This window comes from Salinicola salarius (assembly GCF_003206135.1).
GTDB lineage: Bacteria > Pseudomonadota > Gammaproteobacteria > Pseudomonadales > Halomonadaceae > Salinicola > Salinicola salarius.
The window spans coordinates 58,595-84,983 of the sequence record NZ_PZJT01000001.1 but is presented as its reverse complement, the minus strand read 5'-3'; the positions used below and the strand labels follow the sequence as shown (position 1 = coordinate 84,983).

The following is a 26,389-nucleotide window of genomic DNA, read 5'->3' as shown; positions in this document are numbered from 1 at the left end:
TGCTGGGCCCAAGGGCGCATGGTGGGTGGTGGTCCACCGATGGATAGTGCGTGTGAAAACTGCACTGAAATGGAGAGTGCTGATCATTTTGATGCCCGCTTTACAAATGCTACCGATTCGAGTTGCCGACCAAGCGGATTTTTACGTGAAGCGTTCTTGGATTCTGACATACGAAAGCGGGACGTCGTTTCTTTCGCCGATTGTCCATTTCGTGCCTCGAACCCTGGCGCTAGCGTGGTGCGTAGCCAAAAGCGGAGCGGCGCTGGTTGGCGATGCGAAAGGATAACAAACTATTTTTATAAATCAGTGGTTTGGGCGTTTTCTGTAGGATGTTGGCACGGCGCTTGCGAAGGGTTGTCAGGACGTAATGAGCATAACGCGAGCAACCATTCGGCGGAGAGCACAGTGCAATGACCTACAAAAGACGGGATTTCATCAAGACGGGTGCCGGAGCTCTAGTGGGCCTGGCCGGGGCCCCGATGATTGCGCGCGGCGCAGATGCGCAGCAATTTCACTGGCGCATGACCGGCGCCTATCCTGCCGGAGCGCCTTTCTATTCCACCGGGCCGGGATCGGCCAGCGATTTTGCCAAGCGGGTCGAAGCGGCATCCGGTGGCCGAATGAAGATCGACTTCTTCCCGGCCGGTGAGCTGGTGCCGGCGTTGGGCGGTTTCGATGCGGTACGCAGTGGCACCGTGCAGATGAACTGGGGGAACTCGTTCTTCTGGTCGGGGCGCTCTTTCGCCGCGCAATATTTCACCGCCGTCCCCTTTGGCATGGACGTCATGATGGTCAACGCCTGGCTTTACCACGGCGGCGGGCAGGCACTGTGGGACGAAGTCTATGCCGACTTCGGGCTCAAGGCGTTGCCGGTCGGCAATACCGGCATGCAGATGACCGGCTGGTTCAAGGAGCCGCTCGAGAACATCGACAGCTTCAAAGGGTTGCGCATGCGCATCGCGGGCCTGTCGGCAAAGGTCTACGAGCAGTTGGGCGTCAATGTCAAGGTGTTGCCCGGTGGTGAGATCTTCCCGGCACTGGAGCGTGGTGTCATCGATGCCGCTGAATTCGTCGGCCCCTATCTCGATCGGCAGTTGGGTCTGCAGAACGCCGCCAGCAACTATTACACCCCTGGTTGGCACGAGCCCTCCAACGTGTCGGAACTGCTGATCAATGCCACCGCCTGGGAGCAGCTACCGGACGACCTCAAGGTCGTCGTGCGGAACTGCGCGGCTGCCTGCAACGAAATCAGCTTCGCTTGGTGCAATGCCAACAACTCCGAGGCGCTCAATGACCTGACCCAGAATCAGGGCGTGACGGTACGCCAGCTACCCGATGGCGTATTGCCCAGACTGCGTGAAGTGACCATGGATACCCTGTCGGCAGAGGCCGCCAAGGACCCCGTGGTCGCCAAGGTCAATACCGCCTATTTCGACTTCATGAAAACGGCGAAATCCTGGCTGGATGTCAGCGAAAAGGTCGTTCTCAATCTCGATCTTTGAGCCGGGCACCCTCCGTTTTGGCGAGTCTCTGGCCGAGAGTTGGCCGGGACTCTCTCTCGTTGTCCAGAGGATATTGACATCATGACTACGATGGAAACCGATCGCGAGAGCCAGCCGTTCGTGCTCGGCTTGGTCCGTTGCCTGCACGGTCTGGATCGCGGCATGGAGCGGCTGGGTCGCGCCACGGCATGGCTGACGCTAGCGCTGGTGCTGATGGTGGCAGGCGATGTGCTGTTCCGCTACGTCTGGCACGTGGGGTCCGTGGCCGAGCAGGAGCTGCAATGGCATCTATTGGCGGTCATCGCGATGATCAGCGCCTCTTACACCTTCCAGCAGAACGAGCACGTACGGGTCGACATTTTCTATCAGTACTACAGCCCACGTGCCCGGCAGGTTCTGGACATCATCATCTCGCTGTTGATCGTCGTGCCGAGCATGCTGTTCCTGGCCTGGATGTGCCTGGATTTTGTCTATCAGTCCTGGTCGTTGAATGAGGGATCTCCCGATCCTGGTGGGCTACCGGCTCGCTACGTGATCAAGGCCTTCGTGCCGCTCGGCTTCGCCCTGGTGGCATGGCAGGGCATCGTGCGGGGCCTGCTCGACCTGATCACGCTGATGGCGGGACACTCGCCGGAGGTGCGTGATGGGGCTTGAAATGATGGCCGTCGGCATGGTGCTGGCGCTCTTTGCCTTGTTGTTGATCGGCATCCCGGTACCGTTTGCCTTGGCCGCCAGCGGTATCGTGTTCGGGGTGTTCGGCTTCGGGACCTCGCTGTTCGGGCTCCTGCCCCTGCGTGTCTATGGGGTCGTCACCAACTACACCTTGCTCGCCATTCCGCTGTTCGTGTTCATGGGCGTGATGTTGGAAAAGTCACGGCTGGCCGAGCGCATGCTCGATGTCATCGGCCATGTCGCCGGTGCGCGTCCGGGCGGAATGACGGTTGCCATCATCATCGTCGGCGTGCTGATGGGGGCTTCCACCGGCATCGTGGCGGCTACCGTCGTCACCGTCGGGTTGATCAGCCTGCCGACGCTGCTGGCACGTCAGTACAACAAGGCCCTGGCCTGCGGCACGATCTGCGCGGCCGGCACCCTCGGCCAGATCATTCCACCCAGTCTGGTGCTGATCGTGCTCGCGGACATCTCTGGCGAGTCCGTCGGCACGCTGTTCGCGGGCGCCTTGATCCCGGGACTGCTGTTGTCCGGGCTATACGTGATCTATCTGGTGATCATGGCCAAGCTGAAGCCGCACACGATGCCGCCGATCGATGCCGCTGAACGTGCGACGGTCGACAAGCGCACGTTGATGATCGAACTGGCCAAGGTGGTCGCGCCACCGCTGGTGCTGATCGTACTGGTGCTAGGGTCGATCATCGGGGGGGTGGCGGCGCCAACGGAGGCGGCATCAGTCGGCGCGATCGGTGCCATCGTTCTGGTGGCCTGCACCGGTCGATTGACGCGGAAAGTGATGAGCGAAACCGTCATCTCGACCTTCAAGATCACCGGCATGACGCTGTTCGTGCTGATCGCTGCGCAGGTTTTCAGTTTGGCGTTCCGGGGGCTGGGCGGCGATCGACTGATCGATTCGCTGTTCGCGTTCCTGCCCGGTGGGGTGTGGGGCGGCATTCTGTTCATGATGGTACTGGTCTTTCTGCTGGGGTTCTTTCTCGACTGGATCGAGATCTCCTACATCGTGATGCCGTTGTTGTTGCCCTATTTTCAGGCCCAGGGGGTCGATCTCGCCTGGCTCTGCATCCTGGTGGCGATGAACCTGCAGACCTCGTTTCTGACCCCGCCGTTCGGATGGTCGCTGTTCTACCTCAAGGGGGTAGCGCCACCAGAAATCTCCACGCGGGATATCTATGTCGGCGTGCTGCCGTACATCGGCATCCAGTTCCTGACGTTGGCGCTGCTATGCCTGATGCCTGCGCTGGTCACCTGGCTGCCCAAGGCGATCGGCTGGTGATCCTCCAGTGCGGGTGCCCAGTGGCCGGCGTTTCAGTCAATATTTTGAATACAGGGAGCTTCGCGATCCATGCAGAGTAATGCCAAGCCCAGTCGTGGCATGGTCGTCGCGCCTCACTATCTGGCTGCTCAGGCCGGTCGGGATATCCTGCGTGAGGGCGGCAATGCCATCGAGGCAATGGTGGCGGCGGCATCGACCATCGCCACCGTTTATCCGCATATGAACTCGATCGGTGGCGATGGCTTCTGGCTCATCTCTGAGCCCGGCAAGACGCCGGTCGCAATCGAGGCCTGTGGCGCCGCCGCGCAGTTGGCGGATACGGATTATTACGCCGGGCATGCAGGCATTCCCGCCCGCGGCCCGCTGGCCGCCTTGACCACAGCGGGAACGGTGGGGGGATGGGAGATGGCCCTCGAGCATTCGCGCCGCTGGTGGGGCTCGTTGCCGCTGTCACGGTTGTTCGAGGCGGCGATCGCCCATGCGCGTCAGGGGGTCCCCGTGACACAGGGGCAGGCGGCACTGACGGCGGCCAAGCTCGGTGAGCTGGCAGACGTTCCCGGGTTTGCCAGCCATCTGCTTAGCGATGGTAAAGCGCCGCGTCAGGGCGAGACGTTTCGACAACCGACCCTGGCATCGACTTTCGAGCGGCTGGCAAGTGCCGGCCTGGGTGATTTCTATCGGGGCGAACTGGGCGCGGCCATGGGCGAGGAGCTTGAAAGGTTCGGTAGTCCACTGCGCCGGGCCGATCTCGTTGGCTACGTGCCGCGGGCGGTTACACCTCTGTCGCTGGCGCTCAAGCAGGGGCAGGTGTGGAATCTGCCGCCGCCCACGCAAGGCGTCTCGTCACTGATGATCCTGGGGCTCTTCGAGCGCCTGAAAATCGCTGAAGCCGAGGGTTTCGATTACGTTCACGCGCTCGTCGAGTCCACCAAGCAGGCGTTCCTGGTACGAGATCGGCATGTGACCGATCCGCGCTGGATGGATATCGATCCACTCGACCTGCTGGCGGACGCCACCCTGGACCGGTTGGTGGCGCGGATCGATCCGGCCCGTGCGCTGGCCTGGCCGTACGAGGGCGAACCCGGTGATACGATCTGGATGGGATGCATTGATCGGGAAGGGCGAGCGGTGAGTTTTATTCAGAGTACCTTCTGGGAGTTCGGCTCCGGCGTGGTGTTACCGTCCACCGGGGTGTTGTGGCAAAACCGGGGGATCGGCTTTTCGCTCGACCCGCGCGCGCGTCAGGCGCTGGTGCCCGGACGCAAGCCGTTTCACACGCTGAATCCGGCCCTGGCGCGGCTCAACGACGGCCGGACCATGGTCTACGGCACCATGGGCGGTGAAGGACAGCCGCAGACCCAGTCGGCGGTCTTCACGCGGCACGTGGTCTACGGTCAGCCGCTGCAGCAGGCCGTCGATGCGCCGCGCTGGTTGCTGGGGAGAACCTGGGGGGAGGGCACGACGTCACTCAAGCTGGAGTCGCGCTTCGATCCGACGCTGATCGCGGCCTTACGCCAGGCCGGCCATCAGGTGGATGTCATCGACGCCTACAGTGACACCATGGGACATGCTGGCGGCATCACTCGCCATGCCGACGGGCGCCTGGAGGGCGGTGCGGATCCGCGCAGCGACGGCAGTGTCGAAAGCGATTGATGGCGCGCCCCTGCAGAACTCAGATCTTGGCGCCACCGCGTCCGTGTTTGACGCGGGACATCAGCGTGGTGCAGTTCACCGAGATGACCTCCTGGCGGCCCAGGATATGTTTGCGGGCGAAACGGTCGAAGGTCTCCTGGCTGTCCGTCAGCGTGTGCATATGGAGACTGCGAAGATCGCTCATGATGTAGAGGTTGATGACCTCGTGGCACTCCGCCAGTTCGGCTGCCATCGCCTCGATGGCGTAAGGCGCGACCTTCAGATCGACGAAGGTCGAGATGATCTTGCCGAGCTTCGACGGATTGACCACGGCGGTGAACTGTTCGATGACACCGCTTTCCACCAGCAACTGCACCCGATCGCGAGCATGGGCCCGTGAAATGTCGAGCTCGCGGGCCATGTCCGCGTAGGACATGCGGCCATCCTTGAGCAGCAGGTTGAGCAGGGCGTTGTCGAGTTTGTTCATGGTCGGCAGGGATCGGGCATCGGATGGAACTGCCTCAACATACGCTCGCTCACGACTTTCGGATAGCCCTGGCTGCTCCTTCCGCTCGCACGGTAACCCGCATTGACGTCGCCCCATGGGTCATGACTAATTAGAGGGCCATGCCATTGCCCGGCTATCCATCGGCTGGCCATCGATGCCAAGAGAGGGGCCTTCATGAGTTGCATCTTTTGCGACATCGTCGCCGGTCGTGCGCCGGCCCACCGTATCTGGGAAGACGAATCGCACCTGGCTTTTCTCTCCATCTTCCCCAATACCGAGGGCTTTTCGGTGGTGATCCCCAAGGCGCACCACCCCAGCTACGCTTTCGACCGCGATGACGAGGTCCTGCGGCAGTTGATCGTCGCCACCAAGCAGGTGGCCAGGCGCCTGGATCGGGCGCTGGAGGGCGTGGCCCGCTGCGGCATGTTCTTCGAGGGCTACGGCGTCGACCACCTGCACGCCAAGCTGTTCCCCATGCATGGCACGGGGGGCGACGCCGCGTTCAAACCGATCGAGTCCAGGGTCGACAAGTACTTCGATGTCTACGAAGGCTATCTCTCCTCCCATGACTATCGGCGTGCGGACGATGCAGGGCTGGCAGCGCTTGCCGCCCGGATCCGGGCCACTGGCGACGCGGGCTGAGCCGCGGGGGAATCGTCTTCCCATGGCGCCGGCCAACCTGTAACTTGGCGTTATCGCCGCTTGGGCCCCCGCGCATTCGGGTACTCTCGTGGCTTCGATTTCCAATCTTCTCCAATCGGGAACCTTTCATGCAGACACCTGTGACCGCCTTGTCCGTCGCCGCTCGCCAGCCGTGGCGGTGGATGCTGCTGCTGGCAGTGATGCTGTCGCTCTCCGGCTGCGGCATCAACAATATCCCGACCCTGGACGAGAAGGTGAAATCGGCCTGGTCCCAGGTCGAGAACCAGTATCAGCGCCGCGCGGATCTGGTGCCCAACCTGGTGGAGACGGTGAAGGGCTTCGCCAGCCAGGAACGGGAAACGCTGACCGCCGTGACCGAAGCGCGAGCGAAGGCGACCTCGATCCAGGTCGACGCCGATACGCTGAACGATCCTCAGAAAATGCAGCAGTTCCAGCAGGCCCAGGGCCAGTTGACCGGTGCGCTGAGCCGGCTGATGGCGGTTTCCGAGCGTTACCCGGAACTGAAGTCGAACCAGAACTTCCTGGCGCTGCAGTCGCAACTGGAAGGGACCGAGAACCGGATCGCCGTGGCGCGACGGGATTTCATTCAGGCGGTCGAGGCGTACAACACCGAGATCCGCACCTTCCCCGGCAAGATCTGGCATAGCGTGCTCTACAGCGACATGCCGATTCGCGAGAACTTCGAAGCCACCACGGAGAATGCCGATCAGGCGCCCAAGGTGGAGTTCTGATGCGCTGGCCGGTTCGACAATCGTACAAGTGCGCTGCATCGCTGATGCTTGGCCTGTGGCTACTGGCCTTTGCGCTGGTCGCCCAGGCGGCGCCGGATTTCCCCGAGCTTACCGGCCGGGTCGTCGACAATGCCGAGCTGCTCGACCCCGCTACCCAGTCGCAACTGACCGATATGCTGGCGGCCCACGAAGAGGCGACCTCCGAGCAAGTGGTGGTAGTCACGCTGCCGGATCTGCAGGGTGAAGCCATCGAGGATTACGGCTACCAGCTCGGGCGACACTGGGGTATCGGCCAGGAGAGCGAGGACAACGGCGCGCTGCTGATCGTGGCGGTGGACGAGCGCGCCGTTCGCATCGAGGTCGGCTACGGCCTCGAAGGCCGGCTGACCGACGCCCAGTCTTCGATGATCATCAACCAGATCATCACGCCCGCATTCCGCGAGGGCGACTTCGCCGGCGGCATTACCCGCGGGGCCGAAGCGATGGTCAAGGTGCTGGGTGGCGATCCCATGGCGGAAGCGGCGCCGCAGCAACAGCCCGATCGGCAAGCGTCACGCCATATCGGCGGTGCAGGTTTCTGGTTCTTTGCGCTGTTCATGATCGTCATGCTGATCGTTCGTAGTGGCGGCGGCGGTGGTGGTCGTGGCGGCAAACGTCGCCGGCGCCGTGGCGGTTTGGGCGGTTTCCTGCTCGGCGGTGCGTTGGGTAGTGGAATGGGTGGCGGTTTCGGAGGTTCCGGCGGCTTCGGCGGTGGGGGCTTCGGTGGCGGTGGCGGCGGTTTCGGCGGCGGCGGTGCCTCCGGTGGCTGGTAGACGACAGGATAACGACAGCATGTCTTTATTGAACGAAAGCGAACAGCGGCAGGTCGGCGACGCGATCACGCGGATCGAGCGCGACACCGATGCCGAAGTCGTTACTGTCCTGGCACGCCAGGCCGATGATTACACCTACATCCCGCTACTGTGGGCCGGGCTGACGGCGCTCATCGTGCCGGGTGCGCTGAGCGTCATCGCCAACTGGCTGGGTTGGCTGGACGGCGTCAGCGCCTGGTATCTGCTGCTGGTGCAGTGGCTGGTCTTCATCGTGCTGGCGGTGGTGTTTCGGTTGCCGTCGATACTCACGCGGCTGATTCCGCGCCATGTGCGCTTCTGGCGCGCTTCCAACCTGGCCAGGCGCCAGTTCCTGGAGCAGAACCTGCACCATACCGACGCCGGTACCGGCATGCTGATCTTCGTCTCGGAAGCCGAGCGCTACGTGGAGATCATCGTCGATCGCGGGATCTCGGCCCAGTTGAGCGACGACAGCTGGCAGTCGATCGTCGAAGCGTTCACTGCCCGTGTCAAAGCCGGCGAGACGCTGCAAGGCTTTCTCGACTGTATCGAGAGCTGTGGCGACCTGCTGAAGGCTCATGTGCCGGCGACCCACGAGCGTAACGAGCTGCCCAATCGGCTGGTCGTGCTCGACTAGGCTTCCCGCGCCGGCACGGGGCCGGCATCCGGATACGACAACGCCACCGTCGATGACGGTGGCGTTGTCGTTGATGCCGAGTCGGACGTCGCGGGTCAGACGTTGCCGTTGGGCGTGCCGCCGCCACTGCGGCGTTGGCCACCCTGCGAACGCCGCCGACGACGTGCAGGCGCGTCGCCATTGCGGTTGCCGCTGTCGCCCCGGTTGCCTTCACTGCGATTGCCACTGGCGCCGCTGCGCTGGCCCGAGGATGAGCCACGACCACCGCCGTTGCCGCGTCCGCCCACGTTGTTGCCGCGACCGCCACCATTACCGCGACGCTGGCCACCGCGTGGCTGACGGCCCTCGTTGTCGTCGACCTTGGGGCCGCCGCCGGGTGTCGGTTCGAAACCTTCCACCGCTTCGCTGTTCAGGCGCTGGCTGATCAGACGCTCGATGCCGGCCAGTTCCTTCTTCTCGTCCAGGCTCACCAGCGAGACGGCCTGACCGCTGGCGCCGGCGCGGCCGGTACGGCCGATACGGTGGACGTAGTCTTCCGCCACGTTGGGCAGCTCGAAGTTGACCACCTGCGGCAGCTGGTCGATGTCCAGTCCGCGGGCCGCAATATCGGTCGCGATCAGGGCGCGGACGCTGCCGCTCTTGAAGTCGGCCAGCGCCTTGGTACGCGCATTCTGGCTCTTGTTGCCGTGAATCGCCGCCGCCTCGATACCCTGGCCTTCCAGATACTTGGTCAGACGGTTGGCACCATGCTTGGTACGGGTGAAGACCAGCACCTGCTGCCACTGATGCGTCTGGATCAGGTGCGACAGCAGCGCCGGCTTGCGGCTCTTGTCCACCGGATGGACCCACTGCTTCACTGTCGCCGCCGCGGCGTTGCGCGGCGTGACCGACAGCTCGACCGGATCGTTGACCAGGCCCTTGGCGAGATTGCGGATATCGTTGGAGAAGGTCGCCGAGAACAGCAGATTCTGACGCTGCTTGGGCAGCACGGCCAGAATCTTGCGGATGTCGTGGATGAAGCCCATGTCGAGCATGCGATCCGCTTCATCGAGCACGAGGACTTCGAGCTTATCGAAGCGAACCACTTTCTGCTGATGGAGATCGAGCAGGCGGCCCGGCGTGGCGACGAGGATGTCGACGCCCTGGCGCAGGGTGGCGATCTGCGGGTTGATCTTGACCCCGCCGAAGACCACGGCGCTCTTGAGCGGCAGGTGCTTGCCATAGGTCGCCACGCTTTCGCCCACCTGAGCGGCGAGTTCACGGGTCGGGGTCAGGATCAGGGCGCGTACCGGGATCTGTGAGCCGCCCTGGGGGCGCTCACCTTGAGACAGGCGGTGAAGAATCGGCAGGGTGAAACCTGCCGTCTTGCCGGTGCCGGTCTGTGCGGCTGCCATGACGTCTCTTCCCTCGAGGACGGCGGGAATCGCCTGTGACTGAATCGGGGAAGGGGTGTCGTAGCCCTGTTCGGCAACGGCTTTCAGCAACGGGGCACTAAGGCCCAGTGAGGCAAAACTCATTCGGTATTCTCTAGGTCGCGGCGAATGGCGAAGCGAAGCGGCTACGCTCTACCGGGGAATGCCAGTGCTGGCTGATGCGCCTGGAGGCGGCAAATAGGAGGGTCGTCAACTCTTTCAGCTTCGCGTGACGACGGTCAGACAGGTAACGGCAATGGGAACGCAGCTTAACGCATGTCTGCCCCCGCCGCCATCCCGGAGCCGCGACTATCGAGAATTGATCCGGCGACTCGCCTGGCCCGGAAGGGGAAATGGCTCGGCACCAACGATAAGGGCTCCAGGCGAAGTAAGGACTGACTGGGGCGGTGGCGGGATGTCACTGCGCCCGGCGCTGGCTATGCTGGTGCCACGATCGTGCTGGCGTGGATCGGGTAGCGTCGGCGTCGGATCCGGTTGGAAGGCTCGATAACGAACGAAGGAGATAGCGATGACCACTGCGACACGTCACTGGCTACTGGCCTGTGGTGTCAGCCTGATGCTGCCGATCGGCGTGGCCCAGGCCGCCGATACCGCCGGTGATGGCGAACCCCAGGGCTCGACGCTGTGCACCAAGATTCCGATCCCCTGTGACGCGGTGATCGCCCACCGCGGCGCCTCCTACCAGGCACCGGAGTCGACCCGACCGGCCTACCTGCTGGCACGGGATCTGGGCGTCGACTATCTGGAGCTGGATCTGCAGCGCACCCAGGATGGCGTGCTGGTGGCCGTTCACGACAACTCGCTGGGTCGCAACACCAACGTCGCCGAGGTGTTCCCTGACCGGGCCGATGCGCCGGTGTCGAGTTTCACGCTGGACGAACTCAAGCGGCTCGACGCCGGCAGCTGGTTCAATGCCGCCTATCCGGATCGGGCCCGTGACAGTTATTCGGGTCTCGAGATCCTGACGCTGGACGAGGTGATCGACATCGCCGAAGGCGGTCGGAATCATCCCGGGTTCTATATCGAGACCAAGGTGCCCGAGCAGTTCCCGGGGATCGAACAGGACCTGCGTGACAAGCTCGAGGCGCGGGGCTGGCTCGGCAAGGCAGCGAAATCTCGACCTGCCGCCGAACAGGGCGCCGTCAGGGTTGGCGATACTCCGGGCCGCGTGGTGATGCAGACCTTCTCGAAGGCCAGCCTGCAGGCGCTGGGAGAGGCCATGCCGCAGGTGCCGCGCGTGCTGCTGCTGTGGCTGGGCGAGGGCGGCATCGAGGCCGCACCGGGCAGGCCGCAGGGCGACGGCGAGAGCACCGCCGACTATTATGCGCGCCAGCAGGTCGCGTCACCCGAGGCATATCGATCCTGGCTCGATTTCGCCAAGGATCATGGTGCCATCGGTATCGGACCTTCGGCGGTGCAATCCGAGCATGACGGCGCGTTCAGCAGCCAGTTCAGCTACATGGACCTGGCCGAGCCGTGGATGATCGGCATGGCCCATGACGATGGCATGCTGGTGCATCTCTACACGGTGGACGAGCCGGCAGACTTCGAGCGTTATCGGCAGCGCGGCGTCGACGGCTTCTTCACCAACCGGCCGGAGCAGCTGCTGGAATTCTACGGCCAGCCGTCTCAGGATCAGGACGCCATTCTGAAGCGTTACGGCTACTGAGCCAGTTTTTGCAGCGTGTGCCGGTGTAGCGTCGGCGCCGAACACCTCTATTTATCGATTGAAGGATTGGAATCATGAACTCCTCGCGGCCACAGGCCAAGTCTACCGTACAGGTCGACAATGACCGAGTCACAGTCACCGAGTGGCGTTTCCCTCCGGGTGCCGAAACCGGCTGGCATGCGCATGAGCACGACTATGTCGTGGTGCCCCAGAGCACCGGCAAGCTCGAGCTCGAGACGCTGGATGGCCACACGTTTTCGGTGCTGGAAGCAGGAGTTTCCTACTATCGGGACAAGGGCGCCGAACATAACGTGGTCAACGCCAACGATAGCGAATTCGTGTTCGTCGAGATCGAGCTCAAGTAGCGCACGCGGGCTGCAAGACGATGGCGCCACCGCGATCCGTGGAGGATAATCGCGCCCCGGTTATCCTCCCTTCGTTACGGTATCGCCAGATGACTCAATCACACGTTCACGGCCCGGACTGTCAGCACGATCACAGCCACGACCATAGCCACGACCACGGCGCCTCCGGCCACGTTCATGGCCCGCACTGCCAGCATCACCACCACGAACCGCAAGCCCCGGTGCGCAACGCCTTCAAGGACGTGGGCCGCAACGACCCTTGCCCATGCGGCAGCGGCAGGAAATTCAAGAAGTGCCACGCCGGTTGAAGGTCATCACGGCTTGCCGGTTTCCATCATCTCCTTGAGATGTTCGAGAAATGCCTCGGTCGCTGCCGGCAGGGTACGGTTGGCCAGTGTCTGCAACTCCACGTGGCGGGCATCCATGCCAGCATCGCGAATCGGCACCGCCACCAATCGGTCATGCAGAAGCCGATGCCGAATCGAGATTTCGCCGGCCAGTGCAATGCCGCCACCCAGCATGGCGAAATTCACCAGCGCCTCGGTGTAGTTGCTGGTGAAGGTCGATTCGAAGATCAGATTCTGCTGGCTACAGCAGATATCGAACAGCTGGCGTAACGTCGTTTCCGGCGGCGGCAGGGCGACTGGATGCGGCTGCAGTTGCGCCAGTGTCACCTGTCGTCGACCGGCCAGCGGATGGTCGTGGGCCATCAGTGCCTGAATGCGCGAACGCTGGCGTGACGCCACTTGGATGTCGCGCTCCGGCGCCAGACTGAAGGTCAAACCGATATCCGCTTCTCCCTCGCGCACCTTGCGCGTCACTTCGGCCGGCGAACTTACGCTGAGTCGAAACTGGATGCCCTGATAGCGGCGTCGAAACTCGATGATTGTCAGCGGGATGAAATCGACTGCGAACCCTTCCGAACAGGCCAGGCGCACTGTGCCGCGTTCGAGCCCCTGCAGGGCCTGAATTTCGCTGGACACACGCTCGGTTTCCAGTTGCATTCGCCTGGCATGTGCGGCCAGCAGTTCCCCGGCGGCGCTCGGCACCATGCCTCTGGCGCGCCGTTCGAACAGCTGGGTACCGAGCTCGTGTTCGAGACGTGCGATCTGCCGGCTGATCGCCGAGGCGGCGACATTGAGTCGAACCGAGGCCTCGCTGATCGAACCGCTTTTGACCACCGTCAGGAAATAGCGCAGTGCGGTTTCCTGCAGCGCGCGGCTATTCATCTCCACGAATACCGGACATGAAATGCTCCCCATTGTTTTTATTAAAGTTTGCCGAAATGGCAATGGTTGTTTCTAAACATTGTACTTGTGGCATGGGTAGGCGTTCGATAGCTTCAAGTGAAAAGGCGTCGACCCGAAGGCGGTTCAACAACACAACGACAGGGCCGCTGGAAAAGACGCTGCCGGTGATACGCCGGGCTCTCGTCCGATAACAGACTCTCGTCCAACAACACAAGAACGAGGTTGATATGCGCTCTAACTTGACGCTTCGCCATATCGTGGCCGGCACGGCGCTGTGCTGCCTGTCGCTGCCTGCGCTGGCCAACAAGGCCAACGACACGCTGGTCTACGCTTCCGACAGCGAACCCGAGAACATCAGTCCGTATCACAACAATCTGCGGGAAGGGGTCATCATCTCGCACCTGGCGTGGGATACGCTGGTCTACCGCAACCCCGAGACCAACGACTACGAGCCGATGCTCGCTACCGATTGGCAGTGGGTCGATGACACCACGCTGGAGATGACGCTGCGCCAAGGGGTCAAGTTCCAGAACGGCGAGCCGTTCAATGCCGATGATGTCGTTTTCACCTTCAACTATGTGGTGTCGCCCGACTCGAAGGTGGTCACGCGGCAGAACACCGACTGGATCAAGAGTGTCGAGAAGATCGACGACACCCATGTTCGCTTCCATCTCAACGGGCCTTTCCCGGCGGCACTGGAGTATCTTTCCGGGCCGCTTCCGGTTTTCCCGGACCAGTACTTCCAGGAGGTCGGTCTCGAAGGTTTCAGCAAGAAGCCGATCGGTACCGGCCCCTATCGGATCACTGAAGTGACGCCCGGCGAGGGCGTCAAGCTCACCCGCAACGAGGACTACTTTGCCGACAGCCCAATCGGCAAGCCGCACATCGGCAAGCTCGAGTTCAAGGTGATTCCCGATCAGGACTCCCGCGTGGCGCAGTTGATGACCGGTCAGGTCGACTGGATCTGGCGCGTGCCGGCGGATCAGGCCGAGCAGATGCAGGGCATGCCAAACTTGACCGTGGATAGCGGCGAGACCATGCGTGTCGGATACATCTCCTTCGATGCCACCAAACGCGAGAACTCGCCGCTAAGTCACCTCGAAGTGCGCCAAGCGATCAATCATGCGATCAATCGGCAGGGCATGGCTGACAATCTGGTGCGGGGCGGCAGTCGCCCGCTCTATGCGCCCTGTTTTCCTGCCCAGTTCGGCTGCGAGACCCAGGATGTGGTCGAGTACGATTATGATCCGGATAAGGCGCGCCAACTGCTGGCGGACGCCGGCTACGGCGATGGTTTCGAGTTGAACCTATACGCCTATCGCGAGCGGGACTACGCCGAGGCGATGATCGGCGACCTGCGTGACATCGGCATCGACGTCAATCTGCGCTTCATGACCTCGCCGGCTCTGCTCGAGCAGCAGCGCAGCGGAAAGACCGACATGTCGTTCAAGACCTGGGGCTCCTACTCGGTCAACGACGTTTCGGCTTTCGCCAGTGTCTACTTTGGCGGCGGTGCCGACGACCACTGGCAGGACGAGCAGGTCCAGCAGTGGCTGCACACCGGCGATACGTCCGTCGACCCCGAGGTGCGCAAGGAGAATTATCGCAAGGCGCTCCAGCGGATCTCGGAGCAGGCCTACTGGGCGCCGCTATTCTCCTACTCCACCTACTACGCCTATACCGCCGATCTGAATTTCACGCCCTATCCGGATGAGCTGCCGCGCTTTGCCGAGGCCAGTTGGAAGTAACGCTTTCCGATATCCGCAAATCAACCTGTGCGGCCCTGTACTTCATGAGACGAGGCCGTGCGGCGTGAGGAGGTTTCATGGGCACTTTCATCGTCCGCCGGATTCTGATCGCGATGAGCGTGGCGCTGACCATTTCGATCGTCAGTTTCATGCTGCTGCATCTATCCGGCGACCTGGCGACATCGATCGCCGGACCCGAGGCAACCGCCGAACAGGTCGAACAGATCCGCACGGATTACGGGCTCGATCGGCCCATCGTCAACCAGTACCTGGATTGGTTGGGTGGTGCGTTGACCTTCGACTTCGGCCGCTCCTACTACTACCAGAGCACGGTGGTCGATCTGATTGTGGATCGCATGCCGATCACGTTGACACTGGGTGGGCTGGCGCTGGCGCTGGCGATAAGCATCTCGATTCCGCTGGGTGTGCTGGCGGCGCTCAAACGTGATACCTGGATCGATCGGCTGGCGCTGCTGTTCGCGGTGGTCGGGCAGGCGATGCCGAGCTTCTGGTTCGGCCTGACACTGATCGTGGTTTTCGCGGTGACGTTACAGTGGCTACCGGCGGCGGGCAGCGACGGCTGGCAGCATTTCGTTCTTCCGGCGATCGCGCTGGGCTACTACGCCACGCCAGCGATGATGCGACTGACGCGTACCGGCATGCTCGAGGTACTCGAGTCCGACTATATCCGTACGGCAAGAGCCAAGGGGCTGCGCACCGGATCGGTGATCTTCAAGCACGCGCTGCGCAACGCGATCATCCCGGTGGTTGCGCTGGCCGCCGTCGAGCTCGGCTTCATGCTCGGTGGTTCGGTGGTCATCGAATCGGTCTTCTCGCTCAACGGCCTGGGGCAACTGGCCTGGGACGCCATCTCGCGCAACGACTATCCCGTAGTGCAGGCCGTCGTGCTGATCATCGCGCTGTTCTACATCGTGCTGACGCTGCTGGCGGACGTCGCCAATGCGGCGCTCGACCCCCGCATTCGCACCCGCTGAGGAGAACGACATGACGACTTCGAGCGTTTCGCCAACCGCTTCTTCAGCCTCGACGCCTGGCACCGGCCTCGGCGAAATTCCGCTGCAGCCACCGGCCTGGTCCCGAGTGACCCGTCGGCTGTTCGGCCATCGTGGGCTGGCGATCGGCCTGATCGTGGTCGGGCTGGCGATTCTGATCGCCATCTTCGCACCGTTGCTGGCGCCGCATGATCCGTATCACCAGGACATCGCCAATCGCATGGTGCCGCCGGTCTGGCATGACAAGGGATCTTGGGAGCATGTACTGGGCACCGACAAACTGGGCCGCGACACCTTGAGCCGGCTGCTCTTCGGCACCCGCATTTCGCTGACCATCGGGCTGGTGGTCGCGCTGATCTCTGGCGTCATCGGCACCACGCTGGGCGTGCTGGCCGGCTATTTCGGTGGCCGCGTGGATGCGGTCATCAGTTACGTCATCACCACGCGACTGGCAATGCCGGTGGTGCTGGTGGCGCTCGCGCTGGCCTCGCTAACCGGCGGCTCGCTGACCACGGTGATCGTGCTGCTGGGGCTGTTGCTGTGGGATCGCTTTGCGGTCGTCTCGCGCTCGGTCACTCAACAGATGCGCGATGCCGAATATGTCTACGCGGCACGTACGCTGGGCTGTTCGCTGCCCTATATCCTGCTGCGCGAAGTGCTGCCCAACATCGCCGGCTCCCTGATCGTGGTGATGACCCTGGAAATGGCTCACGCGATCCTGCTCGAGGCGACGCTGTCGTTTCTCGGCATGGGCGTCCAGCCGCCGCTGCCGTCCTGGGGGCTTATGGTCGCCGAGGGCAAGGCCTACATGTTCTTCCAACCTTGGGTCATCGCGATTCCCGGTATTGCGCTGTTCGTGCTGGTATTGGCGATCAATTTGCTCGGCGATGGGCTGCGGGATCTCAATGCACCGGGAGGGCGCAACTGATGTCGCGACTTGAGGTGAACAACCTACTCGAAGTAAAAAACCTGCGCGTCGATCTGCCGGTCGAAGCAGGGACGCTGCACGCCGTGCGCGGGATCGATTTTCATGTCGAGCGTGGCGAGATGCTCTGTCTGGTGGGGGAGTCCGGCTGCGGCAAGTCGATGACTTCGCTGGCCCTGATGGGGTTGCTGCCTCGCAAGGCCAGGCTCAAGGCCGATCGCCTCCAGTTCGACGGCATCGACCTGACCACGCTTTCCGAGCGTCGCCGCAGTGATCTGCGCGGGGCGCGAATGTCGATGATCTTCCAGGAGCCGATGACCGCGCTCAACCCTGCCTACACCCTGGGCAACCAGCTCTGCGAAGGGCTGATTCGTCATCGCGGCGTCAGCCGGCAGGAGGCGCGCGAGCGGGCGATCTATCTGCTGGAGCGCGTCGGCATCAGTGCCGCCAGGGATCGTTTGGACCAGTATCCGCATCAGCTCTCCGGCGGGCTGCGTCAGCGCGTGATGATTGCCATGGCGCTGATGTGCGAGCCCGACCTGATCATCGCCGACGAGCCGACCACCGCGCTCGACGTGACGATACAGGCACAGATCCTGCGGCTTTTGCGAGAGTTACAGCAGGAGTTTGGCACTGCGGTGATCTTCATTACCCACGACCTGGGTGTCGTGGCACGCATTGCCGATCGGGTCGCGGTGATGTATGCCGGCGAGGTGATCGAATCCGCGCCGACGCCGACACTCTATGCCAACCCCGGCCATCCCTACACGCGTGGACTGTTGAGCTGCATTCCCGCGCCGGGCAAGACACCACCTGGGAGCCGGTTACAGGCGATCCCGGGTGTCGTACCCAGTCTGGTGGGGCATGTCGAGGGATGCGCCTTTCGCAATCGTTGCCCGCAGGCGCAGCCGATCTGTGAGCGGACCCCACCGTTGATGTCCTTGTCCGGAGATCATCGCGCCCGCTGTCACTATGCCGACCGGCCGGTATCGGCACCGCCTCAACCGGAGACGATTTCATGAACGCACAACCCATCATCGAGGTCGCCGAACCACGCCAGTTGCCGTCGACGTCGGACTCCGCTTCAGCATCCCGCGCCGCTACCCCCGCGCTGGAAATTTGCGGACTTTCGAAAACCTTCACGCTGGGTGGTGGCCTGTTCAAGCGCGGACGCACGCTCGGTGCGGTCAGCGATGTTTCGCTGCGGATCCCGCGAGGCCAAGTCATGGGGCTCGTAGGCGAGTCGGGTTGCGGCAAGAGCACACTGGCCAAGATGCTGCTGGGGCTGACGACGCCGAGCGACGGCGACGTGCTGGTCGATGGCAGGCCGGTACGGGATGCCGATCAGAAGGCACTGGCCCGTCACATCCAGCCGATCTTCCAGGATCCGTACTCTTCGCTCAATCCGCGTAAGCGAATCGCCCAGATAGTCGGGTTGCCGCTGCGGGTGCACGGCATTGGCACGCCCCGCGAGCAGAGGGCGCGTATCGCCGAAACCTTGGATGTGGTGGGTCTGCCCCGGCGCGCCGCCGAGCAGTTCCCCGGGCAGCTTTCCGGCGGTCAACGCCAGCGTGTGGCCATCGCCCGTGCACTGATCATGCGTCCGGACATCGTGATCTGCGACGAGCCGACCTCCGCGCTGGACGTCTCGGTCCAGGCGCAGATCCTCAATCTGCTGCTCGATCTCAAGGCTGAATTCGGGCTGACCTATCTATTCATCAGCCACGATCTAGCCGTGGTCGAGCATCTGGTCGACCGGGTCGCGGTGATGTATCTGGGCCGCATTGTCGAGGAGGGCACGCGGGAGCAGATCTTCGGCTCGCCACGTCACCCTTATACCCGGGCGCTGCTGGATTCCGCACTGACCCCAGAGCCGGGGATGGGCGTGCCGGATATCGGGCTAGGCGACGCCACGCCGGACCCGAGCGATCCGCCCGCCGGTTGCGCCTTCCATCCGCGTTGCCCCAAGGCGCAGGCGGCCTGCCGGCAGCAACGGCCACGGCTGGAAGATATCCGGAGCGATAACGCCCGGGTGGCCTGCCATCTGGCTTGAACCGCTCCCACGGCTATCGCCAGTTCAATGATTGTTCCTAGTCAACGAGGAGAAATTCATGGCGCGTTCACAAGCGCTGCAACACGCCTGGCAAGCCTTCGACAGCGGCGACTTCCTGCGCCAGCTCGAGGCCCGCGTCGCGGTACGCAGCGAAAGCCAGGAAGCCGGGCGCGACGACGAGCTGCGGCGCTATCTGACCGATTTCGTGATTCCCGATATCGAGAAGCTGGGGTTCACCTGGGAGATCGTCGACAACCCGGTCGACGGCTTCGGGCCGTTCCTGCTGGCCGAGCGAATCGAAGCCGAGGCGGCGCTGACGCTGCTGACCTACGGCCACGGTGATGTGGTGCGGGGTTACGACGACCAGTGGCGCGAGGGGCTTTCGCCGTGGCGGGTCGTGATCGAAGGCGAGCGCTGGTACGGCCGCGGCACCGCCGACAACAAGGGCCAGCACACGCTCAATTTCGCCGCACTTGCGAGCGTCATCGCCGCGCGCGGTGGCACGTTGGGTTACAACGTCAAGTTGATCCTTGAAATGGGGGAGGAGACCGGCTCGCCAGGTTTGAAGGCGGTCTGCGAAGCCCATCGTGATCGCTTGGCGGCGGATCTGTTCATCGCTTCCGACGGCCCGCGCCTGTCGGCGGACTCGCCGACGCTGTTCCTCGGCTCCCGCGGCTCGTTCAATTTCGACCTGCGCCTGCGTGCCCGCGACGGTGCTCACCACTCCGGCAACTGGGGCGGTGTGCTCTCCAATCCGGCGACGCGGCTCGCCAACGCCTGGTCGACGCTGGTCGACGCCCACGGCAGGATCCTGATCGACGGCCTGCGACCGCCGGCCATACCGACTGCCGTGAAGGAGGCCGTTGCCTCCCTGGAGGTCGGCGCAACACCTGGCGACCCGACGGTCGACCCGAACTGGGGCGAGCCGGGCCTGTTGCCGCCGGAACGGCTGTTCGCCTGGAACACCCTGGAGCTGCTGGCGATCAAGGCCGGCAACCCGGACGCGCCGGTCAACGCCATTCCCGGGGAGGCCTACGCACACTGCCAACTGCGCTTCGTCGTCGGCAGCGACCGTGAACGCTTCCTCGATCATCTGCGCCAGCATCTCGACGCCCACGGCTTCGAGGATATCGAGGTCAGCAGCGCGCGCATGTCGCAGATGAACGCGACGCGGCTCGATCCGACGGACCCGTGGGTGAGCTGGGCGCTGGCATCGATGCGGGAATCCAGCGGCAAGACACCGACGCTGCTGCCCAACCTGGGCGGCTCGCTTCCCAATGATATCTTTGCCGAGACGCTCGGCCTGCCGACGCTGTGGGTGCCGCACTCCTATCCCGCCTGTTCCCAGCACGCGCCCGACGAGCACGCGCTGGCGAGCATCGTGCGGGAAGGCCTGGGTATCATGGCCGGGTTATGGTGGGATCTGGCCGAACAGGGCCGAGACATAGTGAAGGAGCGCGAGCAATGGCATCGCTGACCGACGCGGAAACGATGATGAACACGGCCTGCGACTGGCTCGCCAGCCAGCAGGCGGAGATGATCGAGGGCCTGAAGACGCTTGTCGATATCGACTCCAACAGTTACGACAAGGCCGGCACCGATGCGGTGGCGGATGTCATCGCCGAGTGGCTGGAGGCCGACGGGATTGCCGTGACGCGCACGCCGCGTCCGGAGTCCGGCGATATTCTCGAGGCGCGGCTGGAAGGCGATGGCAGCGACGCCAGCGCCGGCCATGTGCTGATGATGGGGCACCGGGATACGGTGTTTCCCACCGGCACGGTGGCCGAACGCGGTTTCACTCGAGAGGGCGATATCGGCTATGGCCCCGGCGTCGCCGACATGAAGGCAGGTCTGGTGCTGAACATCTTCGTGCTGCGGGCGCTCAAGCGGCTGGCACCGCTGCCGTTCCCGGTGCGGGCGCTGTTCACCGCGGACGAGGAGATCGGCTCTCGCGACGGCACGGCGTTCATTCGAGAAGCGGCCAGCGGGGCGCGAGCCGTGCTCAATGCCGAACCCGGCAGGATCAGCGGCAACGTGGTGACCGGGCGCAAGGGCGGTGCCGCCTTCCAGATCGAAGTGACCGGTGTGGCTGCACACTCTGGCGTCAGCCACGCCGACGGTGCCAGTGCCATCGAGGCGCTAGCGCGCAAGATCGTAAAGCTGCATGCGCTGACCGACTACGACAGCGGCGTGACCACCAATGTCGGCCTGATCGAGGGCGGCGTCTCGCGCAACACCGTGGCGCCTCGGGCCACGGCGCAGCTGGATACGCGCTTCGTCACCAACCAGCAGCGCGTCGAGCTGCTGGCGGCGATCGAGGCGATCATCGCCGAGGAAGAAGTCCCCGGAACGCAGGCGACGATTCGTCAGACCTCCGGCTTCCTGCCGATGGAGCCCGCCATGAGCGAGGCGCTGTTCGCGCGTTACCGGGCGCAGGCCGAGAAGCTCGGATTCAGCGTCGAGGGCGAGTTCACCGGCGGCTGTTCGGACGCCGGCACCACGGCGAGCCTGGGCATTCCCACGCTCTGCGGCACCGGCCCGGTCGGCGCCAAGATGCATACCGACGACGAGTATTGCCGTCTGGATACCTTCGTGCCGCGGGCGCAGGCGGTGGCCGCGACGATTCTGGATCTCGCCGCCGACGCATCACGCTGAGACGCGCCGGGACAGCCTACGGAAACCGGCGGATGGCGGTTCAGCGGCGATCGGCGAAGCGGTCGGTCGCCCGTATCAGGGCGGCCAGAGTTTCGGGTTCGCTGAACGCGTGGCCGGCGGCCTCGATGATCTCGAGCGTCGCGTCGGGCCAGACCTTCGACAGATCCCAGGCGTTCTGAAGCGGGCAGACCATGTCGTAGCGGCCGTGAACGATCACCCCGGGAATGCCGGCGAGACGATCGGCTTGGCGTAACAGCTGGTCGTCGAATTCGAAGAAGCCCTTGTTGATGAAGTAGTGGTTCTCGATCCGCGCAAAGGCCAGGGCGAAATGATCGACGGCATGCGAGGCGGTGGCGTCGACGGGAATCAGCTTCGAAGTCTCGCCTTCCCAGACGCTCCAGCGCCGGGCGGCTTCGAGCTGGCGCTCGATATCATCGCCTTTGAGCAGTTCGTGAAAGGCGGGAATGATATCGTCGCGCTGTTCCTCGGGGAGGATTTCCACCAGCCGCTCCCATTTTTCGGGGAACATGTTGCGCGCGCCGTGCTTGTAGAACCAGTCGAGCTCCTGCTGGCGCATGGTGAAGATGCCGCGCAACACGAGTTCGCTGACACGCTCGGGGTGTCGCTCGGCGTAAGCGAGGGCCAGCGTCGAGCCCCAGGACCCGCCGAAGACCTGCCACCGTTCGGCACCGATCATCTCGCGCAGGCGTTCCATATCCTCGATCAGATGCCAGGTGGTGTTGTCGTCGAGACTGGCGTGCGGCGTCGAGCGGCCGCAGCCGCGCTGATCGAACAGCAGGATGTCGTAGCGGGCTGGGTCGAACAGCTGGCGATGGATCGGTTTGCAGCCGCCGCCGGGGCCGCCGTGGAGAAAGACCACCGGCTTGCCGTCCGGGTTGCCGCAGCGCTCCCAGTAGACCTGATGGTCGTCGCCGGTATCCAGATGACCGTGGGCGTGAGGTTCGATAGGCGGATAGAGCGGATTGGATTCAGACATGGTTGACCTTGTTGGAAACGGGACGCTGTCATTGCACTGACAAAAAGCGTCGCGCTGACAAAAACGTTGCATTGACAAGAAACCAGCATAAAGGCCGCGTGGGGCAGGGGCCAGGCATGGCGCCGACTCGATGCGAGGCCGGTGATGTCATCATGCGGCTCTGCTACTATCGTCGCCATTCAATTGGCTTCGGCGCGCCGAGATCGGTGCCGAGCTATCGTTTCGTTGCCGAGGGGGCGATCGCCAGCGCGGTCGAATCAGAGAGTCCATGAAATCACGTTCCGGCGATACCGGTTTTCGCCACCTGTTTCACTCCACGGGCTACTCGTTGAAGGGGCTGGTTGCCGCCTTTCGCAACGAGGCCGCCTTTCGTCAGGAGGTAGCGCTCTGCGTCATTCTGGTGCCGTTGGCTTGGTGGATCGGCGAGAATCCCGTCGAATGGCTGGTACTGGTCGGCAGCTGCGTCTTCGTGTTGATCGTCGAGCTGCTCAACAGTGCGGTGGAGACGGTAGTCGATCGAATCGGCCCCGAACATCATGAGCTCTCGGGGCGAGCCAAGGACATCGGGTCCGCGGCGGTGATGCTGGCGCTGGGCATGGCGGCGGTGACCTGGGGATTGTTGGCCTGGGACAAGTTCTTCGGCTGAATTCCCAGGCCCACCGTCCGCCCCGCGAGTTCGATACCAATCGACACCTTCTGGCTCGACTCAAACCGGCGCCTCCAGATCCCGTGGGCTATCGATGTCCCGCCAGATGCCGTCATCGTCGACGTCGATGGCGTGAACGGCTTGGCGATTCGCCTGCACGACGCCCCTGGCGCCTTCCCCTTCCTTCAGTTCGGCCAGCGCTGGCCACAGATCACGCCCGAACAGCACCGGATGGCCACGTTTTTCTTGATGGCGTGGCATGACAATGCGTCCCGGGCCGGCGTGCGGGTTGAGTCGTGCACAGGTGGCGGCGTTCAGCCACGGCATATCGGCCAGAACCACGGCGGCGGCGACAGCGCTGTCTTGCTGTGAGATCAACTCTCGAAACGCGTCGCCGAGACTGCCTCCCAGCCCGTGGCCGGCATGCGGGGCCGCCATGCGGTGGATATCCTCGTAGCCCGCCAGGGCTTCGCCCAAGTCATCCTCCGGACGGGTGATCAGCCAGCATCGCGGATAGACCTGCGAGACGGTCGCCAGCGTCGTCTCCAGCAGGGTTCGCCCGTCATCCAGCCTGGCCCGGCGCTTGTCGCTGCCGAACCGGCGGGAGACGCCAGCGGCCATGACCAGCGCGACGATATCGGGCGTCTGCTCCTTGCCACGAAACTCACAGCTCATGGCGTGACTTGCCGCGACGCACGCGCAGAATGTCGGCGACCACGGCGAGGGCGATCTCGGCGGGGGTCTTGCTGTCGAGATTGAGCCCGATCGGCATGTGAATCCGCGAGATGGCTTCGTCATCCAGGCCGCCGGAGCGCTTCAGGCGCTCGGCACGCTTCTCGGAGGTGCGCTTCGACCCCATCACGCCGATGTAGAACGCTGGCGTGCGCACGGCTTCGATCATCGCGAGGTCATCGATGCGGGGATCGTGGGTCAGGGCGACGATGGCGGTGGCGGCGTGAGTGGCGCCGGAGCCGATGAACAGCGACGGCAGCACCGCCTGCACCTCGACGCCTTCGACCCCAAAATCGCGGCGGACCTCTTCTCTCGGGTCGCAGACGATCACTTCGAACCCCAGCGCGCGGGCGAATTCGGCACAGAAGTGCGATACCGGCGAGATGCCGGCGATGATCAGGCGCAGGGCCGGGCCGACGCGAAGCTGGACGATCTGGCCGTCGCGCTCGACCCGCGGGCCGTTTTCGCCGGCCTCGACGAAGCGTTTGCGACCGCTTTCCAGGTCGATCCGGCGTACCAGCGAACGTTGGCCCAGCAGCGTGGCGTGCAGCACTTCCAGATGCGTCAGTGTGGCGGCATCCGGCGTCAGGCGCTCCACCAGCACGTCCAGAATGCCGCCGCAGGGTAGCGAAACCTGGGGAGATTCGTCGGCCCCTTCACCGTAGCGAACCACCGACAGCGCATCGCCGAAATGCCCCTCGGCGATCCTGCCGAGAAAGTCCTCCTCGATGCATCCCCCGGAGAGCGAGCCGACATGGCTGCCATCGGCTTTCGCGACCAGCATCGAGCCGGGCTCGCGCGGCGAGGAGCCGAACGTCGCCAGCACGCTGCAGAGCCAGATCGTCTCGCCGGCATTGGCCCATTCGAGGGCGGTATCGAGAACCTGTAGATCGAGATGTTGCATGTTGCATCCGTTGTTATGCGGGAATGCCGCGTCGTCCATAACGGGCCGGGGGCGTCGTGGTCTCTAGGGTCTGTTGACGTTTCATGCACGGCCGCGCCGGAGCCAGTTTTTGTGCGGGGCAAGGCGTGAGGAGCGTAGTTTGGTCGTTCCAAATGAACGACGAATAACGCAGCACCGTGCAAAAACTGGCCCGGCCCTTCGGGTTGCGCGGCAAATGGCGCCATGCGGCGTTGCGGGATTGGAAAAGGAAACCACCCTTCTCTGCATCCCGCGCCTGGCCTGGCGCCATTTGGCTCAGCAACGCGGTTCGCGCTGAAACGTCAACAGACCCTAGGATAAGCGATCGTCGACCGGGCATGACAGCCGATGATGTCAGTGCCGGGCCAGCTGCTTGCAGAAGTCCTCGAAGCGCCCGCTGTAGTAGTGCTCGCGCGGCCAGCCGGTGCGCGGAAGGTAGAAGAACATCTCTTCGAGACGTGACTTGATGGTGACGTGGTTCTTGGTGTCGATGACGAACACGTGCTTGCCTTTGGCGTCGTTGGGGCTTTCGGCCAGCTGGCGGAGGATGAAGCGCACCAGCGAGTCCTCCTGCGGCATGCTGTAGCCGACGATCACCAGCACGTCGGTTTCCCGCAGCAGGCGCACCGCCTTGGGAAACACCTGATGGAAGTAGGGCTCGTCGTAATCCTGAACCTGAGAGGGCAGGATCAGCAAGGGCGGCTCCTGACGAATCTCCGCATCGCTGCGGCGTCGGTATTCGAAGTCGAATCCCTGTGTCGTAGGCAGGATCTCGAACCCGCCGTTGATCTTGATCACGTTGCGGTCGACGGTTCGCGGCAGGTGCTCCCAGATCGAGCCGCCGCAGATGCGCTGCGGCGTGATGCCGCGATAGAGCCTTCCGAATACCGGCGCCTGCTGGCGATAGACATGCTCGAGAATGGTCTCGATGGTGAAGTCGTAATTGGTAGTCAGGAAGTGATAGAGCGGCCAGTTCTCGTCGAGGCCGGCCCGACCGGCACGATCCTCCAGCGAGGCGAAGAACTGCATGATCGCGCGCTGGCCTTCGCTATCGTAGGGCGAGGTGAAGCGTAGCGTGTCGTCATCGACGTTGTGGATGTCGCAGGCGGCGCTGAAGCGGCGCATGACCAGGGTGCGCAGTTCATGGATGCTCAGGCGCAGGTTCTGATCGTCGAAATAGCGATTGCGGATATCGGGATAGCGCACCTGCATGTCGAGGACGTAGCGCAGGTTCTTGAAGCGCTCGAAGTCCAGATGGCGGTAGTCCTCCCAGCCGATGACGTGCATCACGTGCTGGAGGTTGGGGAAGTCGCGGATGTCATCGAGATCGATGGCGAACAGCTCGCCGTCCGTGGGCGAGCGCGGGTCCCACGCCTTGGAGAACCCGGCTCCACACCAGAAGGTGACCACGGGCGGCTTGCGCAGGTCGAAGTCCTGATCCAGCAGCCCGGTCATCAGTGTTTCGAACGCCTCGACCGTGGCGGCATTGTTGATGTCGGTGGAGGACATCGA

At 63.5% G+C, this 26,389-nt stretch carries 28 protein-coding genes; 21 read left to right on the top strand and 7 right to left on the bottom strand.

Annotated features, from left to right (window positions below; all coding sequences use genetic code 11):
* Positions 1–52 precede the first annotated feature (52 nt).
* The 5 genes from DOM32_RS17655 (at position 53) to DOM32_RS00350 (ending at position 5,121) form a co-directional block, all read left to right on the top strand.
* Entirely contained in the window at positions 53–286 is a 234-nt protein-coding gene (locus tag DOM32_RS17655; protein ID WP_157956989.1) for a hypothetical protein, read from the top strand.
* 124 nt (positions 287–410) lie between these two features.
* Positions 411–1,502, top strand: a complete 1,092-nt coding sequence (locus DOM32_RS00365; RefSeq protein WP_110630226.1) for a TRAP transporter substrate-binding protein — start codon at positions 411–413, stop codon at positions 1,500–1,502.
* An 81-nt stretch (positions 1,503–1,583) separates the two neighbouring features.
* Positions 1,584–2,156 (top strand): TRAP transporter small permease subunit, encoded by a 573-nt coding sequence (locus DOM32_RS00360; RefSeq protein WP_110630224.1) that lies wholly within the window; start codon positions 1,584–1,586, stop codon positions 2,154–2,156.
* A complete protein-coding gene (locus tag DOM32_RS00355; protein ID WP_110630222.1) occupies positions 2,146–3,468 on the top strand; it encodes a TRAP transporter large permease in 1,323 nt (440 codons plus the stop codon). The genes DOM32_RS00360 and DOM32_RS00355 overlap by 11 nt, the downstream gene beginning before the upstream one ends.
* A gap of 69 nt (positions 3,469–3,537) precedes the next feature.
* A complete protein-coding gene (locus DOM32_RS00350) occupies positions 3,538–5,121 on the top strand; it encodes a gamma-glutamyltransferase family protein (protein ID WP_208625266.1) in 1,584 nt (527 codons plus the stop codon).
* A gap of 19 nt (positions 5,122–5,140) precedes the next feature.
* On the opposite strand, the gene DOM32_RS00345 is transcribed toward DOM32_RS00350, so the two are convergent.
* Positions 5,141–5,587 (bottom strand): Lrp/AsnC family transcriptional regulator, encoded by a 447-nt coding sequence (locus tag DOM32_RS00345; RefSeq protein ID WP_110630220.1) that lies wholly within the window; start codon positions 5,585–5,587, stop codon positions 5,141–5,143.
* Between the two features lie 195 nt (positions 5,588–5,782).
* Here DOM32_RS00345 and DOM32_RS00340 point away from each other — a divergent pair, with 195 nt between their 5' ends.
* The 4 genes from DOM32_RS00340 (at position 5,783) to DOM32_RS00325 (ending at position 8,469) form a co-directional block, all read left to right on the top strand.
* The gene (locus tag DOM32_RS00340) at positions 5,783–6,250 is read left to right on the top strand and encodes an HIT family protein (RefSeq protein ID WP_110630218.1); all 468 of its coding nucleotides are present in this window, start codon (positions 5,783–5,785) and stop codon (positions 6,248–6,250) included.
* 128 nt (positions 6,251–6,378) lie between these two features.
* Positions 6,379–7,002 carry a LemA family protein gene (locus DOM32_RS00335; protein ID WP_110630216.1) on the top strand — a complete coding sequence of 208 codons (624 nt, stop codon included), beginning with the start codon at positions 6,379–6,381 and terminating at the stop codon, positions 7,000–7,002.
* On the top strand, positions 7,002–7,814 hold the full coding sequence (locus DOM32_RS00330; RefSeq protein ID WP_110630214.1) for a TPM domain-containing protein: 813 nt from the start codon (positions 7,002–7,004) through the stop codon (positions 7,812–7,814). Before DOM32_RS00335 ends, DOM32_RS00330 begins: the two co-directional genes overlap by 1 nt.
* Before the next feature lie 19 nt (positions 7,815–7,833).
* Positions 7,834–8,469 carry a TPM domain-containing protein gene (locus DOM32_RS00325; RefSeq protein ID WP_071229836.1) on the top strand — a complete coding sequence of 212 codons (636 nt, stop codon included), beginning with the start codon at positions 7,834–7,836 and terminating at the stop codon, positions 8,467–8,469.
* 95 nt (positions 8,470–8,564) lie between these two features.
* Here DOM32_RS00325 and DOM32_RS00320 read toward each other — a convergent pair whose 3' ends face one another.
* The gene (locus DOM32_RS00320) at positions 8,565–9,986 is read right to left on the bottom strand and encodes a DEAD/DEAH box helicase (protein ID WP_110630212.1); all 1,422 of its coding nucleotides are present in this window, start codon (positions 9,984–9,986) and stop codon (positions 8,565–8,567) included.
* Positions 9,987–10,410: 424 nt separating this feature from the next.
* On the opposite strand from DOM32_RS00320, the gene DOM32_RS00315 reads away from it, so the two are divergent.
* The 3 genes from DOM32_RS00315 (at position 10,411) to DOM32_RS00305 (ending at position 12,244) form a co-directional block, all read left to right on the top strand.
* On the top strand, positions 10,411–11,571 hold the full coding sequence (locus tag DOM32_RS00315) for a glycerophosphodiester phosphodiesterase (protein ID WP_208625265.1): 1,161 nt from the start codon (positions 10,411–10,413) through the stop codon (positions 11,569–11,571).
* 74 nt (positions 11,572–11,645) lie between these two features.
* On the top strand, positions 11,646–11,936 hold the full coding sequence (locus DOM32_RS00310; RefSeq protein ID WP_110630209.1) for a cupin domain-containing protein: 291 nt from the start codon (positions 11,646–11,648) through the stop codon (positions 11,934–11,936).
* Positions 11,937–12,025: 89 nt separating this feature from the next.
* On the top strand, positions 12,026–12,244 hold the full coding sequence (locus DOM32_RS00305; RefSeq protein WP_110630468.1) for an SEC-C metal-binding domain-containing protein: 219 nt from the start codon (positions 12,026–12,028) through the stop codon (positions 12,242–12,244).
* A 6-nt stretch (positions 12,245–12,250) separates the two neighbouring features.
* Here DOM32_RS00305 and DOM32_RS00300 read toward each other — a convergent pair whose 3' ends face one another.
* Positions 12,251–13,165 (bottom strand): LysR family transcriptional regulator, encoded by a 915-nt coding sequence (locus DOM32_RS00300; RefSeq protein ID WP_110630207.1) that lies wholly within the window; start codon positions 13,163–13,165, stop codon positions 12,251–12,253.
* A 248-nt stretch (positions 13,166–13,413) separates the two neighbouring features.
* Between DOM32_RS00300 and DOM32_RS00295 the strand changes: the two genes are divergently transcribed.
* The 7 genes from DOM32_RS00295 (at position 13,414) to DOM32_RS00265 (ending at position 21,580) form a co-directional block, all read left to right on the top strand.
* Positions 13,414–14,934 carry an ABC transporter substrate-binding protein gene (locus DOM32_RS00295; RefSeq protein WP_110630205.1) on the top strand — a complete coding sequence of 507 codons (1,521 nt, stop codon included), beginning with the start codon at positions 13,414–13,416 and terminating at the stop codon, positions 14,932–14,934.
* A 77-nt stretch (positions 14,935–15,011) separates the two neighbouring features.
* Positions 15,012–15,929 carry an ABC transporter permease gene (locus tag DOM32_RS00290; protein WP_110630204.1) on the top strand — a complete coding sequence of 306 codons (918 nt, stop codon included), beginning with the start codon at positions 15,012–15,014 and terminating at the stop codon, positions 15,927–15,929.
* 10 nt (positions 15,930–15,939) lie between these two features.
* Complete coding sequence (locus tag DOM32_RS00285; RefSeq protein WP_110630202.1) at positions 15,940–16,875, top strand: ABC transporter permease; 936 nt, start codon at positions 15,940–15,942, stop codon at positions 16,873–16,875.
* 14 nt (positions 16,876–16,889) lie between these two features.
* Complete coding sequence (locus DOM32_RS00280; RefSeq protein WP_110630466.1) at positions 16,890–17,894, top strand: ABC transporter ATP-binding protein; 1,005 nt, start codon at positions 16,890–16,892, stop codon at positions 17,892–17,894.
* Positions 17,891–18,925, top strand: a complete 1,035-nt coding sequence (locus tag DOM32_RS00275; protein ID WP_110630200.1) for an ABC transporter ATP-binding protein — start codon at positions 17,891–17,893, stop codon at positions 18,923–18,925. Before DOM32_RS00280 ends, DOM32_RS00275 begins: the two co-directional genes overlap by 4 nt.
* A 58-nt stretch (positions 18,926–18,983) precedes the next feature.
* Positions 18,984–20,402: a M20 family metallopeptidase gene (locus DOM32_RS00270; RefSeq protein ID WP_110630198.1), complete on the top strand. Its 1,419-nt coding sequence runs from the start codon at positions 18,984–18,986 to the stop codon at positions 20,400–20,402.
* Complete coding sequence (locus DOM32_RS00265) at positions 20,390–21,580, top strand: M20 family metallopeptidase (protein WP_208625264.1); 1,191 nt, start codon at positions 20,390–20,392, stop codon at positions 21,578–21,580. Before DOM32_RS00270 ends, DOM32_RS00265 begins: the two co-directional genes overlap by 13 nt.
* 40 nt (positions 21,581–21,620) lie before the next feature.
* On the opposite strand, the gene pip is transcribed toward DOM32_RS00265, so the two are convergent.
* On the bottom strand, positions 21,621–22,577 hold the full coding sequence (gene pip / locus DOM32_RS00260; RefSeq protein ID WP_110630196.1) for a prolyl aminopeptidase: 957 nt from the start codon (positions 22,575–22,577) through the stop codon (positions 21,621–21,623).
* 116 nt (positions 22,578–22,693) lie between these two features.
* Between pip and DOM32_RS17650 the strand changes: the two genes are divergently transcribed.
* Entirely contained in the window at positions 22,694–22,849 is a 156-nt protein-coding gene (locus DOM32_RS17650; protein ID WP_157956988.1) for a hypothetical protein, read from the top strand.
* Positions 22,846–23,223 (top strand): diacylglycerol kinase, encoded by a 378-nt coding sequence (locus DOM32_RS00255; protein ID WP_071229829.1) that lies wholly within the window; start codon positions 22,846–22,848, stop codon positions 23,221–23,223. Before DOM32_RS17650 ends, DOM32_RS00255 begins: the two co-directional genes overlap by 4 nt.
* Positions 23,224–23,283: 60 nt before the next feature.
* Here DOM32_RS00255 and DOM32_RS00250 read toward each other — a convergent pair whose 3' ends face one another.
* The 3 genes from DOM32_RS00250 to DOM32_RS00240 form a co-directional block, all read right to left on the bottom strand.
* Positions 23,284–23,898: a nucleotidyltransferase family protein gene (locus DOM32_RS00250; protein ID WP_110630194.1), complete on the bottom strand. Its 615-nt coding sequence runs from the start codon at positions 23,896–23,898 to the stop codon at positions 23,284–23,286.
* Positions 23,888–24,859, bottom strand: a complete 972-nt coding sequence (locus tag DOM32_RS00245) for an XdhC family protein (RefSeq protein WP_110630462.1) — start codon at positions 24,857–24,859, stop codon at positions 23,888–23,890. Before DOM32_RS00245 ends, DOM32_RS00250 begins: the two co-directional genes overlap by 11 nt.
* Positions 24,860–25,231: 372 nt before the next feature.
* Positions 25,232–26,386 carry an SIR2 family protein gene (locus DOM32_RS00240; protein WP_157956987.1) on the bottom strand — a complete coding sequence of 385 codons (1,155 nt, stop codon included), beginning with the start codon at positions 26,384–26,386 and terminating at the stop codon, positions 25,232–25,234.
* Between the last annotated feature and the right edge of the window lie 3 nt (positions 26,387–26,389).

Excerpts from the sequence above, each read along its gene's own strand:
- DOM32_RS00365 (WP_110630226.1), top strand. The coding sequence starts at position 411 with ATGACCTACAAAAGACGGGATTTCATCAAGACGGGTGCCGGAGCTCTA.
- DOM32_RS00360 (WP_110630224.1), top strand. The coding sequence starts at position 1,584 with ATGACTACGATGGAAACCGATCGCGAGAGCCAGCCGTTCGTGCTCGGC.
- DOM32_RS00355 (WP_110630222.1), top strand. The coding sequence starts at position 2,146 with ATGGGGCTTGAAATGATGGCCGTCGGCATGGTGCTGGCGCTCTTTGCC.
- DOM32_RS00350 (WP_208625266.1), top strand. The coding sequence starts at position 3,538 with ATGCAGAGTAATGCCAAGCCCAGTCGTGGCATGGTCGTCGCGCCTCAC.
- DOM32_RS00345 (WP_110630220.1), bottom strand. The coding sequence starts at position 5,587 with ATGAACAAACTCGACAACGCCCTGCTCAACCTGCTGCTCAAGGATGGC.
- DOM32_RS00340 (WP_110630218.1), top strand. The coding sequence starts at position 5,783 with ATGAGTTGCATCTTTTGCGACATCGTCGCCGGTCGTGCGCCGGCCCAC.
- DOM32_RS00335 (WP_110630216.1), top strand. The coding sequence starts at position 6,379 with ATGCAGACACCTGTGACCGCCTTGTCCGTCGCCGCTCGCCAGCCGTGG.
- DOM32_RS00330 (WP_110630214.1), top strand. The coding sequence starts at position 7,002 with ATGCGCTGGCCGGTTCGACAATCGTACAAGTGCGCTGCATCGCTGATG.
- DOM32_RS00325 (WP_071229836.1), top strand. The coding sequence starts at position 7,834 with ATGTCTTTATTGAACGAAAGCGAACAGCGGCAGGTCGGCGACGCGATC.
- DOM32_RS00320 (WP_110630212.1), bottom strand. The coding sequence starts at position 9,986 with ATGAGTTTTGCCTCACTGGGCCTTAGTGCCCCGTTGCTGAAAGCCGTT.
- DOM32_RS00315 (WP_208625265.1), top strand. The coding sequence starts at position 10,411 with ATGACCACTGCGACACGTCACTGGCTACTGGCCTGTGGTGTCAGCCTG.
- DOM32_RS00310 (WP_110630209.1), top strand. The coding sequence starts at position 11,646 with ATGAACTCCTCGCGGCCACAGGCCAAGTCTACCGTACAGGTCGACAAT.
- DOM32_RS00305 (WP_110630468.1), top strand. The coding sequence starts at position 12,026 with ATGACTCAATCACACGTTCACGGCCCGGACTGTCAGCACGATCACAGC.
- DOM32_RS00300 (WP_110630207.1), bottom strand. The coding sequence starts at position 13,165 with ATGAATAGCCGCGCGCTGCAGGAAACCGCACTGCGCTATTTCCTGACG.
- DOM32_RS00295 (WP_110630205.1), top strand. The coding sequence starts at position 13,414 with ATGCGCTCTAACTTGACGCTTCGCCATATCGTGGCCGGCACGGCGCTG.
- DOM32_RS00290 (WP_110630204.1), top strand. The coding sequence starts at position 15,012 with ATGGGCACTTTCATCGTCCGCCGGATTCTGATCGCGATGAGCGTGGCG.
- DOM32_RS00285 (WP_110630202.1), top strand. The coding sequence starts at position 15,940 with ATGACGACTTCGAGCGTTTCGCCAACCGCTTCTTCAGCCTCGACGCCT.
- DOM32_RS00275 (WP_110630200.1), top strand. The coding sequence starts at position 17,891 with ATGAACGCACAACCCATCATCGAGGTCGCCGAACCACGCCAGTTGCCG.
- DOM32_RS00270 (WP_110630198.1), top strand. The coding sequence starts at position 18,984 with ATGGCGCGTTCACAAGCGCTGCAACACGCCTGGCAAGCCTTCGACAGC.
- DOM32_RS00265 (WP_208625264.1), top strand. The coding sequence starts at position 20,390 with ATGGCATCGCTGACCGACGCGGAAACGATGATGAACACGGCCTGCGAC.
- pip (WP_110630196.1), bottom strand. The coding sequence starts at position 22,577 with ATGTCTGAATCCAATCCGCTCTATCCGCCTATCGAACCTCACGCCCAC.
- DOM32_RS17650 (WP_157956988.1), top strand. The coding sequence starts at position 22,694 with ATGGCGCCGACTCGATGCGAGGCCGGTGATGTCATCATGCGGCTCTGC.
- DOM32_RS00255 (WP_071229829.1), top strand. The coding sequence starts at position 22,846 with ATGAAATCACGTTCCGGCGATACCGGTTTTCGCCACCTGTTTCACTCC.
- DOM32_RS00250 (WP_110630194.1), bottom strand. The coding sequence starts at position 23,898 with ATGAGCTGTGAGTTTCGTGGCAAGGAGCAGACGCCCGATATCGTCGCG.
- DOM32_RS00245 (WP_110630462.1), bottom strand. The coding sequence starts at position 24,859 with ATGCAACATCTCGATCTACAGGTTCTCGATACCGCCCTCGAATGGGCC.
- DOM32_RS00240 (WP_157956987.1), bottom strand. The coding sequence starts at position 26,386 with ATGTCCTCCACCGACATCAACAATGCCGCCACGGTCGAGGCGTTCGAA.